The 12729-nt window shown below is 38.0% G+C and carries 9 protein-coding genes; 1 reads left to right on the forward strand and 8 read right to left on the reverse strand.

Going from position 1 to position 12729, the window contains the following annotated elements:
* Window positions 1-7: 7 nt before the first annotated feature.
* The 8 genes from katG to ABVM50_RS10055 all read right to left on the reverse strand — a co-directional run bounded on the left by katG (window position 8) and on the right by ABVM50_RS10055 (window position 11109).
* On the reverse strand, window positions 8-2305 hold the full coding sequence (gene katG, locus ABVM50_RS10020; RefSeq protein ID WP_405198450.1) for a catalase/peroxidase HPI: 2298 nt from the start codon (window positions 2303-2305) through the stop codon (window positions 8-10).
* A gap of 433 nt (window positions 2306-2738) precedes the next feature.
* Window positions 2739-3404 (reverse strand): DNA-binding response regulator, encoded by a 666-nt coding sequence (locus tag ABVM50_RS10025; protein WP_405198451.1) that lies wholly within the window; start codon window positions 3402-3404, stop codon window positions 2739-2741.
* Between the two features lie 7 nt (window positions 3405-3411).
* Complete coding sequence (locus ABVM50_RS10030; RefSeq protein ID WP_405198452.1) at window positions 3412-5331, reverse strand: ATP-binding protein; 1920 nt, start codon at window positions 5329-5331, stop codon at window positions 3412-3414.
* 269 nt (window positions 5332-5600) lie between these two features.
* Window positions 5601-6521, reverse strand: coding sequence for a YitT family protein (locus tag ABVM50_RS10035; protein ID WP_405198453.1), 921 nt, complete (start codon window positions 6519-6521; stop codon window positions 5601-5603).
* Between the two features lie 29 nt (window positions 6522-6550).
* Window positions 6551-6733 (reverse strand): Lacal_2735 family protein, encoded by a 183-nt coding sequence (locus ABVM50_RS10040; protein ID WP_405198454.1) that lies wholly within the window; start codon window positions 6731-6733, stop codon window positions 6551-6553.
* 114 nt (window positions 6734-6847) lie between these two features.
* Window positions 6848-8113: a dimethylsulfonioproprionate lyase family protein gene (locus tag ABVM50_RS10045; RefSeq protein ID WP_405198455.1), complete on the reverse strand. Its 1266-nt coding sequence runs from the start codon at window positions 8111-8113 to the stop codon at window positions 6848-6850.
* Window positions 8114-8439: 326 nt separating this feature from the next.
* The gene (locus tag ABVM50_RS10050) at window positions 8440-10740 is read right to left on the reverse strand and encodes an FdhF/YdeP family oxidoreductase (protein WP_405198456.1); all 2301 of its coding nucleotides are present in this window, start codon (window positions 10738-10740) and stop codon (window positions 8440-8442) included.
* The gene (locus ABVM50_RS10055) at window positions 10741-11109 is read right to left on the reverse strand and encodes a DUF7009 family protein (RefSeq protein ID WP_405198457.1); all 369 of its coding nucleotides are present in this window, start codon (window positions 11107-11109) and stop codon (window positions 10741-10743) included.
* A 287-nt stretch (window positions 11110-11396) separates the two neighbouring features.
* Between ABVM50_RS10055 and ABVM50_RS10060 the strand changes: the two genes are divergently transcribed.
* The gene (locus tag ABVM50_RS10060; protein WP_405200701.1) at window positions 11397-11987 is read left to right on the forward strand and encodes a molybdenum cofactor guanylyltransferase; all 591 of its coding nucleotides are present in this window, start codon (window positions 11397-11399) and stop codon (window positions 11985-11987) included.
* Window positions 11988-12729 lie beyond the last annotated feature (742 nt).

Consider the following 12729-nt stretch of genomic DNA (forward strand, 5'->3'; position numbering starts at 1 on the left):
TTTCTATTTAATCGTCCTTAACATCGTATCTGTCAAGCATCATTACTTTATCCCAGGCTTTTATAAAGTCCCGAACAAATCTTTCTTTTCCATCTTCAGCACCATAAACTTCGGCAATATTTCTCAACTGAGCATTAGATCCAAAAATAAGATCACAACGAGTAGCGGTGTATTTCACATTTCCATTTTCCCGATCTTTAATATCAAAAATCATTTCCTCGTCATTTTGTGGCACCCACTCATAGTCCATACTTAGAAGTACTTTGAAGAAGTCGTTGGTAAGAACACCGGGACGGTCTGTGAATAAACCATGTCTGGAACGATCAAAGTTTTGTTCTAAAACACGTAATCCACCTGTTAGCACAGTCCATTCTGGTGCGCTTAACGTGAGTAATTGTGCTCGGTCCAGGAAAATCCTTTCCGGCGGCACATTGTATCCAACTTTATCATTGTGATAATTTTTGAATCCGTCTGAAACCGGTTTTAACCAGTCAAAACTTTCCTCATCGGTTTGTTCCTGGGTTGCATCGTTACGACCCGGCGTAAAAGGCACTTGGATATCGAATCCAGCATCCTTTGCTGCTTTCTCTATGGCAGCGCAACCACCAAGAACCACAAGATCTGCTAATGAAACTTTTTTATTTCCACTCTGGTTGTGATCGAAATCAGATTTCAGGCTTTTGTATGCTTCAAGAACTTTGTTCAATTCATCTGGCCTGTTAAGGTCCCAGTTGTTTTGTGGTTCCAGGGCTATACGTGCTCCATTGGCACCTCCACGTTTATCGGAATGACGATAAATAGAGGCTGAGGACCAGGCTGCGGAAACCAATGCTGAAACGCTTAAATCTGTATCAAGGATTTTTCGTTTTAAATCAGCTATATCGCTATTATAAATGAGATCATAATCTATCTTCGGGATCGGATCCTGCCACAGCAAGTCCTCTTCCGGAACTTCAGGCCCTAAATATCGATCTTTAGGTCCCATGTCTCTATGGGTAAGTTTGTACCATGCTCTTGAAAAGGCATCAGTAAAATATTCAAAATCATTCAGGAATTTCTCGCAAACATTGTGGTACTCAGGATCAACCTTAAGCGCAATATCAGAGGTCATCATCATCAAATCATTCGACTTTCCTGCTTCATGAGCATCTGGTGTTTTTGGAGCATTTTCATCCACCGGAGTCCATTGCACAGCACCTGCGAGACTTTCGGTCTTTTTCCAATCGAATTTAAAGAGATTTATCAAATAGTCATTATCCCAGCTGGTTGGATCTGGTGTCCACGAACCTTCAATTCCATTGGTCATCGTATATTTCCCAAAACCTGTACCTTCTGGATTCTGCCATCCCATTCCCATGGCCTGCAAAGGAGCAGCTTCCGGGGAAGGTCCAATTTTATCTGCGCTAACCATACCGTGACTTTTTCCGAAGGCATGTCCACCGGCAATAAGCGCGACAGTTTCTTCATCATTCATAGCCATACGCTTAAATGATTCACGAATTGCCATCGCAGAGTCCATAGGCTCTCCATTTCCTCCTGGACCTTCAGGATTTACATATATTAAGGCCTGATGTGTGGCAGCCAGAGGATTTTCCAGATCACGGTTTGGATCTGAAGGTTCTCCTTTCCAACGAAGCTTCTGGGTTACCATTTCTTCCGGATGTCCATCGTAATACTCACCAACTTTAGACTCTTTAAATGGTTTGCCATTCCAGAATTCTGGTCCCCAATAGGTACTACGATCTGGCTCCCAGGCATCGCGTCTACCACCGGCATAACCAAAGGTGGGGAAGTTCATAATTTCCAGTGCGCAGTTCCCGGTAAGAACGATAAGATCTGCCCAGGAAATAGATGCACCATATTTTTGCTTAATCGGCCAGATAAGCCTTCTAGATTTATCGATATTCCCGTTATCCCACCAGGAATTAATAGGACCAAAGCGTTGCATTGCCTGTCCCGCTCCACCACGACCGTCGGCAATACGATAGGTGCCGGCAGAGTGCCAGGCCATTCTTATCATTTGAGGCCCATAGTTATTATAATCTGCAGGCCACCAGTCTTTGGATTCTACCAATAATTGCTTTATTTCGTTTTTAAGCTGTTCGAGGTCAATTTTATTGAAGGCTTTTTTGTAATCGAAATCGCTTAAAGGATTCGCAACCGCCGATTCCTGATGTAATAATTCAACCTGTAGTCGGTTGGGCCACCAATCATCTAGCTGCGGCTTCGAGCCAATTGCTCCGCCAACCCTTGTTCCTCTAAACGGACATTTTGCTAGATTGTCTGGATTATCCATGTCTTTCATACTGAATGTTTTGAAGTTTTGAAATGAATTAAAATAAGAACGTCAATATTCTTCTTCTGAAGTTCATTCTGAACATGCCAAACTTAGAAAATGGAGTAGATAAGATTTGATTCTCAACATTCTAAAAGCAAAGGGAGTTAGAAGGAAAATGGTGGACGTAAATAATTTTTTAGTTTACGCGTAGAATTTAGGAAGATGTACCTGAAATTCAGGCTGTGCGGCGTTAAACTTTTTTTAAATATTAATCACTCACTTAAAGTAGACTTAGAGAATTCGCAGTGCACGATAGGTTGTTGTACGAAATTGAAAATAAATAGCTATAATTTCTTTTCAGTATTATTTCACTTCCAATAGTAACTTGTAGCAGGATTGTATTATTAGAAGAACAAATTAATCATGCGGGACGTTCCATTATTCTTATCAGGCACCACTATTATATCAATTGCAGATCCTTCATGATGGAAATCAAATGCGGATTCGTATTCGCTCTAAATTCATCCCTCAATTCCTTCAGCCTTTTTTCGATCGCACTTTTACTACTTGGCCTGATATTCTTATCTTTTAATTCCCTTTGAATTTCGTCCTGGGTAAACCCATTTGCCAGGTATTTCACAATATTGATCTCGAAATCATTTAAAGTAAGCACATTATTCTGATTGAGGATCTTTTCGATTGACGGAGAATTATAATTTTGACCTTCATTCAAATTCAGGATCGCCTCTTTCAACTCTTTTAATCCACTGCGGTCTTTGCAAACATAGGCATCTATATTTCCGCTTGCCCAGAGGTCCCTGACCGTTTGAGGATGGTCTTCTATAGAGTTCACGATAACTTTAAGTTGAGGATCTTCAAGTTTTAAAGCCGCAATTAGTTCTTTTCCGGATGTTAGCTTTTCTTCCCTGTAGTCTGGTTTGAAGGAAAGATCACAAATTAAAAGATCATAAGGTTTGCCTTCCTGAATAGCTTTTTTTGCCAGAAGCCAGGCTTTATCACAATATTGCGCGTGATCTACCTGAGCAATTTTCAAATCTTTTAAAACAAAAGCGACAGCATGATTAATACTGTCCATATCTTCAGCAATCAGAACTTTTTTAAACATGTGAAAATTATATGGGAACCTGGATTAAAACCTTCAATCCATTTTCCTGTTCAGTTTCAAAATTAAGTTTTCCTTTGATAGAAAGAATACGGTTTTCCATATTAAGGAAACCATTACCAGCTTTCAGGCTTTGATGTGAAGTACCTATCCCATTATCGGAATATTGAATATGCAATGTTCTATTTTCTTCGGAAAATACAATTGCAACCAAACTGGCCTTACTATGTTTGTTCATATTGATCATGATCTCCTGAAGGACACGGTAAAGAATGATCTTTTTCTCCGGGCTTAAGCTTTTCCAGTTGATGCTATTTTCCCCACGAAGAATCAGTCTTGCATCTGCCGGTAAACTGGAACTAAGTGTGGAAAGTAAATGGGGCAAGTAGTCTGCTCCTGTTGGTATACTACTGTTTTCCCTGGAAATATTACGTGTCCGGTTATAAATGTTTTCCAGCTTATCCACGAGCGTATTAGGTGCAATCGTATCCATACTGCTCATAACATTGTAGACATCGTTTGCCAGTTCATCGTGGATTTTTTTGGAAATCCTGGATTCTGTACGATGCGCTTCGCGAATTTTATCCCTGGTATGTCTTTGTCTTAAGTAATAGAAGCCGAATCCACCACTAACTAAGACCAGTAAACTTCCTAATGATAATATGATAATCTGGTCCTGCAGTTGCTCTTTCTCTATAGCCTGTAGAGCAGTTTGATCCTGTAATTGATCGATCTCTAATTCTTTCTGTTCTTCGTCAAATGTAATTTTAGCGAACATATTTTTTGCCTGAATACTTTCCGTACGTATGCTATCACTCAGCTGAATATAGCGTGTTGATAGTTCTTTGATCGATTCCAACGGCGATAGCTGGATCAATTTTTCTATGGCATTCAATTGAGCCGATTTACTATTGAGTTCCCTCGCAGTAAGAAGCAGGCTATCTGCATAGAGTTTTGAAATATTCTCATCACTATTCCGGTAATAATTCGCCAGATGATCATAACTGGCGAGCAGGCCATTTTTGCCATTATTTAGAAGCCTTATATTCCTTGCTTCCAGCAATTCAACTTCCATATTAGCGGTAGAATCCTGCAACCACCTGGTGTAAGCCAGATTATCTAAGAATCTGGCCTTAGAGAGAATATTCGTTGAATCAGATCTACGCAGGATGCTTTTAAAAACAGCTATGGCTTCATCGTAATTCTTTTGATCCTGAAGAGAAAGTGCAATATTGTTAAGATTACTTAAGCTGTCTTTGATATTAGCAGCAAATGCAAGAGCGTTTCTCCATTCACGTATGGCATCACTTTGGAAACCCTGGTTACGATATGCTGTTGCAATAATGTTGTAAGCGGTACTAAAGTAAGTGGAGTCAATGGGATCCAGTAGTTTGAGGGCTTCAGCAGCAGTTTGTTGAGCTCCGGTATAATCTGTTAATCTGCTTTGTGCATCAGCCATTTCTATAGTTCTCCGCCCTGCCTTCGCAGAATCTCCATCCATAAGGTGTAATTTTCTGGAGATAAATGCATTTCTAAAATATTCTTTATAATCGTTTAGAGAGCGATGAATAATAGCTTTACGGTAAAAACCTGTGGCTTCAAAATGAATATTTTCATAGATCCTGGATTGATCGATCATTTTTGAGGAATAGACCAGAGAGCTGTCATAATACCTTAATTGATTAAAGCTATAGATAACGCCATCCAATAACTTGAGATGCACTGTATCATTGTCGATCCTGGAAGAGGTCAGACCATATTTAAAATTAGCAAGCATTTCTGCTGGCAACTTTGATTTTAATCCTTGCTGAAAATAATATTCTCCGCTGCCAGGTTCGATTTCTTCTGAACTGTTATCAGAAGCCTGGTCACAAGCGGTCAGGCTTAGACAAATACAGAGGTAGATCAGAAAATACTTTGAAATTTGCATTTAGCGAAAATATATAAAAACTGAGGATCCCAGAATACTTAATTAGAAAGTTTAAGAAATAGTAAGAATTCAAGCCAATCCAGCTTTTGCAGACGAATGCCGAAGATTTTATTAGGGGATATGATGTCACGGGACGGAGCAAATTCTGAAGTTGATAAATCACAATAAAATTCTAACTGTTTCTAATATAAATGATCACTTATACTTCGGAATATTTTAATATTCAGTTCTTCTGAAATTTATCGGGCCAGCTTCAGAAATAAATAATATCAAATATCGATCTCATTATTCCTAAACAAAGTAGGGGAGAGCTCTCTTTGTTTACTTCTGGTTAAATATTTCCGAAGAACGCCTCCAGAAACCCTGTTTACATCAAATTCTATCACAAAAGCATCCTTATCCACCTCATGCAAAATTCTGTATGCTTTTTTAGTGTCTATCCTGTTTACAACCGTATGGATGATCTTTAGATCCTGTTTTTCTCCCTGACTTCCATAGCCTTTACTACCGTTATAGATCGTTAATCCCTGACCTATATTCTTAAGCAAAGCGATCTGCATTTCTTTAGATTTTTCAGTAACGATCATGAGTCCGACATAATCCTCGAAGCCTTCCAGAATTAGGTCTATGGTTTTTGCAGTAATAATATAGGTTAACACAGAGTACATGGCGACCTCGATCGAGAAAAGTAAACTAGCCAGTAAAAAAAGCACCACATTGAACCAGAAAATGATAAGACCAATGGAAATTCCTGTTTTTTCATTGAGGAAAATACCCAGAATCTCGCTCCCGTCCAGAACAGAGCCGTTCTTTATAGCCAGGCCAATTCCTGCACCCAGAAATAATCCGCCGAATATTGAAATAAGCAATTTATCATCTGTAATGGATTGAAAGTTCTCGAAATGAATGATGAGGGAAAGTACAAGAACTGAAATGATTGACCGTATCACAGTTTTTCGTGAGATGGTAAACCAGCCTATGACAAAGAATGGTATGCTAATGATTGGCAGAATAATAGAAATTTCTATCCCTGTGATTTTGCTTAGTAGAATTGAAATTCCGGTTACTCCGCCATCAAGAAAGCCGTTGGGAAGTAAAAAAGCTTTTAGTCCAAGGCTGGCCAGAAAAACTGCGAGTGCCAGCTGACCAATTTCCCAAACTAAATTTGCCTGTAAAAATCTTTTTATCATACAGTACAGTTCTTACTGAAATGAACCTCTCAGCTACCTTTTTCTGCTGATTTTATCTTATCTATTTCCTTTAAAATTTCATTGGCTTCATGCATTTTATCGTCACTCAATTTTCTATTACTGGTAGATAAGCGATGAGCTTCCTCAAGAAGTTGTTTGTACTTTAAATTTAATTTTTCAACTTCAGATTTCTTTTTAAATAAACCGAACATAACTTTTTCTTTAAATATAGGTTAAAGTCTTAATTATCCGGGTATTTCGAGGGGTTCTTTTATATCGTCTAAACCAAAACTTACGCTCTGTTTTTTAAGGTTCCATAAAAATTACTAATACTTCAGCTTTGTTAGCTGGCATTGTATTTTTTCACCTCTGGCGGCTGGTTTGCCAGGTTCTTCAGCACATTCACACAACTTTGTAGTTCCGTAGTCATTGAGTTTTTCATGAGCATCGGAGCGTGCCCATATGGATACGAGGGCATTTTCTTCAGGATCTTCTTCACAGTCCCCGTCAATTTCAAATGCATGAATAGTGTTTTCGTAAAAATAGACCAAAGGATCCCGATCATACGAGGAAGTGGTCCACATTCTGAATTCATCAGGCATTCCCGTATCAAACTGAACAACTCGTTCATTTTCATTTTCTGAAATGGTTGTCAACTTTTCGTTGGTATCCCTGATGGCAAAAGTTTTAAATTGATTTACACTGGATGGTTGGCGCATCGTATAATACAACTCAGAAGTAGCATGGTTATGGTAGGGATATAAAGTGTTCACAGCCTGAACGGTCATTCCAACTTCGGCACCAACTTTTTGTCCGTTAATCTCTTCAATTCTCAACAATCCCCAATGTCCCAGGATTTCAGCGTAAGCATATCCACCTCTTACATTTGCGAAATTTTTTTGATTCCTTTCACTTTCTTCAGCATACATTGGGAACCAGCCTACAGATGCCCAAAGATTTGGTAGTGATCTGGCACTTACATCATAAGGGAAATTTCGAGGAGTCTTCACCTTTTCGCCGGTCACCATTTTGTAGAAATTCTCAGAGAAGGTATAACCTTTAGCTTTCACTTCTGGATCGCTAACTTTAGTTTCAAAAAATTCTTGAAGGGTGGTTCTGTCAAGCCATTTTGCGACTTCAGATCTTGCCTCCAGTTCACCGCCGGGACTATAGAGCCAGTCAACATTTCCTCTGGCAGCGAAGCATGCTTTTGCAGCTTTAGGATTGTGCAGGATCTGGTAAATGTTCTTGACCATTAATTGCATATCCCGACGCTCCATCACACATAACTGACTAATTCCATCCACAGTTTCATAAGTTGCCACGTCTGAATCAATACACGAACTTCCATCTGGAGAGGTCGTCAAAGCCACCGCATAGGCCTCAAGATATTGCAGGGATTCTTCCCATAAAATATCGATATACTGCTGTTCTTCTTCGGAATACACTTCAGATTCTTCCAGGCATTTAAATTTTACATTTTTAAGATCTTCAGGGTTGATAAAATCCGGAATTTTCTGAGCATAACTGAAGGTGATGGAACTAAGAAAGAAGATCGTACTCAGGATATAATTGTAATTGTTGCTTATCATTTTGAATTTAATTTTATGACCAGAGAGATATGTAAACTTTTAGTTGCCAGAAAAAATAGTAGGATCTGGAAACAGGTGCTTCTATCTCTAAAATAGTTCAATTTTAATAAACTATTAAAGTTCTATCACTTCGGAAATATCTATCTGGATAATTTTACTTCCGAAGGACATGATTAATTTTCATCAACATTCAGGCTTCAGGTTCGAGCTGAACTCTGAAGATTATGATTTTATTCCTGTTTTCAACTAGCTTCTTTATTCCATTTAGCTTCTGATGCTAAGATTAGTTCTATAGAGAATAATTAAAATTTTGTTTACACTGATTATTAACTATCCTTTTCAATTCGAATCTTCACAGATTTGCTAATGGGTGTATTACTGCGCTCTGCAAAATGGTTGTAAGGAACGAGCGGATTGGTTTCCGGGAAATATGCTGCGATATTACCAGCTGGGATTTTATAAGGCAGTACTTTAAATTTGTAGGCGGTTCTTTTCTTGCCATCGTAGGTGCTGGTTAAGTTTACAATTTCGAATTTCTTCAAATTGCGTTTTTTCATATCCTTCTCATTTATAAATATAACCCGACGCTCATTATATACTCCGCGATACCTATCGTCTAAGCCATAAATAGTGGTATTAAACTGGTCATGACTTCTAATGGTCATCAACATTAATTCATCTTCCTGTAACTGGTGGTCTGGAAGTTTGTTTAAGGTGATTTGTGCTTTGCCATTTGGCAACATACTAAAATCTCTGTGCCGCGCATTGTTAGGAAGGTAATATCCAAAACCTTTAGATCGCTCACTGGTCTTCTCAAATCCTTTTGCTACCAGATCGATTTTTTCCCGAATAAGTTCGTAATCTTCTCCCATTGCTTTCCAGGCGACAGAATGATTTCCTTTGAAAAATGTATGACCAAGATTCCCTACAATTTCCGGTTCACTCATTATATCGCTGGATGCCGGTTTTAAAAGCCCTTTGGATTGTCTTATTCGTCCCATACTACTTTCCATAGTTAGGAAACGAGGATTTCCATTTTTCTCATCTTTTTCAGACCGCCCGAAAGTTGGTAGAATCAAGGCTTTTTTTCCTGTAACTAAATGCGAGCGATTTAACTTTGTACTTATTTGCACCGTCAGCTTACAATTGTTCAGTGCCTGTGCGGTATAATCTGTATCTGAAGCGGCCATCAAGAAATTACCTCCCAATGCTATAAAAACACTGGCCTTTCCGTCATGCATCGCCTCCATGGATTCTACAACATCGATCCCTTTTTCAGTTGGCGGATTGAATCCCATATGTTCCTTAATGCGCTCGTTGAAAACTTCATCTACAAAATGCATTATTCCCACACTTCTATCTCCCTGCACGTTACTATGTCCACGCACGGGGCACGTACCCGCATTTTCCTTGCCTATAGCACCTTTTAAGAGTAATAAGTTCACATATTCCCGAATGGTCTCTACACCGTTCTTATGTTGTGTAAGTCCCATGGCCCAACAGACAATAATTTTAGTCTTTTTGGCAAGCACCTCTACGGCTTCATTTATTTTTTCATTAGAAACTCCCGCTAAAGCCAGCAATTCTTCTTCATCGAAGGATTTTAGATCCTCTATCAATTCTGAATATCCCTGCGTATATTCCTGCAGAAAATCATGATCGAAAACAGTTTCATCCAATACATCTTTTTCAGCAAGACGTTTGAGAATCAATTTTATCAAAGGAATATCCTGATTGATATTGACTGCTAAATGTAAGTCGGCAATATCTTCTCCGCTACCCAGTAAACCCTTGATATTTTTAGGATTTTTAAAATTAACCAGTCCGGTTTCTTCTAACGGATTAATGGCAATAATATAACCACCATTTTCTTTACATTTTTCGAGGGCAGACAGCATTCTTGGATGATTAGTTCCCGGATTTTGTCCGGCAATGATCACCACTTCAGCTTCGTAGAAATCTTCTAATTTGGTGCTTCCCTTTCCAATTCCCAGGGTTTCGTCAAGGGCAACACCGCTAGATTCATGGCACATATTGCTGCAATCTGGCATATTGTTGGTTCCGTATGCACGAACAAACATTCCGTATAGAAAGGCAGCTTCATTACTGGAACGACCAGATGTATAGAAAATAGCTTCATTGGGAGAATCTAGACTGCGTAATTCTTCGGAAATTAATTCAAAGGCATCCTGCCAGGAAATGCTTTCGTAATGAATGCTACCTTCACGTAAAACCAGTGGTTCTATAAGTCGGCCGAATTTATTTAGCTGAAAATCACTTAATTCTGAAAGTTCTTCTACTGAATATTTCTGAAAGAAAGCGGCATCAATACGACTATGCGTCGCTTCATCTGCCAGCGCTTTTGCTCCATTCTCGCAATATTCCCCAATTTTAGAAGGGTGTTCGGGATCTGGCCAGGCACAGCTAGGGCAGTCAAAACCATCTTGCTGATTGATCGTAAAGAGAGCTCGCATGGAATCCACAACTCCCATTTCTTTGAAGGTGTGCTTTAAGGTTTCCCTGATTCCTAGTTTTCCTGCAGCATGGGTAACTGGATCTTTAAATTCGAGTTCCTGAAATTTTACAGGTCCTCTATGATTTACGTTTCTATCAATTTTCTTTTCCATCTAGAGCGCAAGAGATTTAGGGTTAGGGTAATTATTAGATTCGTCTTCGCCACGATCTTCCAGGCAGGTAAAATCTTTTTCGAGTAGTACATCTATAGATTTGCCATTTGAAGTAACCACAGAATGAGAAAATCCAACCCGGTTGTTAGTTTCCCAATTTTGTATGAGTGAATCTGAAATTTTTAAAGTGATCTTATTATCATAAAAATGAATATCCAGTTGCTCAGTATCAGTAACCTTTATTTCGTATATAAAATCCAGTTTTGAGAAATTAGTTCTTTCTTCAATAGATTTTTCCTTGCATAAATGCTCCACTTCATCTTTCGTTAATCTATATCTCACAGAATTTCCTCGAATCCTTATTTTCATCTTAATCTAATTTTATTTGGTATGGACTGTTTTCAGCAACCATTTAAAGTTAAGCTTAAAGATTCAAATTTATAACAGGAACAATGATGGAAATATAGGATTTAAGATGCTTTTATGGTTTAGTGGTTATTTCTGATTGATCCGCAACAATAATCGATAAGAATACCTGGTTTTAACCTGAATATGGTGATCTAAAAATTTGTTCAGTCATTGTAAATCCAGATATGGAAACTGAAGTTTGTCTATTCTGAATTAGTTTATTTTTATATTCTGAAATTTATTTGAAAGTGATAAAAAAAGAAGCGATCGAGGTTTTTATACTTGCTGGAGGAGAAAGCAGAAGAATGGGAACAGATAAAGGTCTGGTCAATTTTAAAGGAACTTCCATGATTTTGCATATCATAAAGCTTCTCGATAAATTAAACCTGAAAACTAGTATAGTTAGTGGGAATCAGGAATATCTGAAGTTTGGTAAACCTGTGCACAAGGATGTGATTCCGAACAAAGGACCACTAGGCGGATTATATACTGCTCTGGAATATTCTCAAGCTCCAATGGTATTATTGCTGGCTTGCGATATGCCTTCAATTAATAGAAAAGGAATTCAGAGTCTTATGAAAATAGCCGAACCAGGTAAAATAGCGATAGCAACTGATGGTAAACAAATTTCTCCGCTTTTTGCCTGCTACCCAAAATTACTAAAGGAAGAAGTGCAGAAAGCCCTTTTGGATGATAAATTAAAAATCCAGGATTTTATTTCAAGGCAAACCCACATCAAGTTAGATTTAAACGCACTAGAGAATACAGAGGTTTTACAGAATTTGAATACTATGGAAGAATTGATAGCTGCTGAAAATAAAGGAAATTCTGGCCAATAGTTATTAAGCGAGTCAGGCCTGGTCTATCAAACTATGCGATTGCTGGTTCAAGTTCCGACGAAAAAAAGGGTGCAATAATACAACCCAAAAATACTAATTAGTATCTCTCCGTTTTTGTTATTAGTCTTTGATGTTTGAAAACACTTAGGAGTGCAGAAATCTAAGAAATTATATAGCTGTTTATATATATTCTCTTAAAGCTTTTTAAGTCTAAAATAGCGGAGAGCTGCATTTTAATATGTACCTATCCCATAATGAAGATTTCACATTCTACAAGGAGGATATTCATAATAAGTTTGAAAGATATACCTATTCTGTCTTTTAGCAGAAAGCCAAGTAACGGTAGTCTTTCCAACAAAATTTTGGGATTAATATATTTTATCAAAGTTGCTAAGCTATGAACACATCGCTATTCCTGATTGTTTTGCGGAATGGAGAATGCCACTTAGGAGTCATCGCTATAGATGCTGCCTTAAAATTGGATGAAGCCTTTATAAATATCGTTCTAAGCCAGTAAATGATGATTACCATAAGTATTAGTAGAATAGTATACAGTATTTCTTAGATTTTTTGATTGTCCAGGCTGAAAGGATGTACAGGTTATTGGTACCTTTTTTTGTACAAAAGCCTAAGATTTTTGAAGTATAAGTATGATACAGAAATCTACTGTAATTAGCATATTGAAACTAGATTATACAATAGTAAATAACAGAACACTTATTAATTATAGTTAATAGACTTT

The sequence above is a fragment of the Christiangramia sp. LLG6405-1 genome (genome assembly GCF_045055805.1).
Classification (GTDB): Bacteria; Bacteroidota; Bacteroidia; order Flavobacteriales; family Flavobacteriaceae; genus Christiangramia.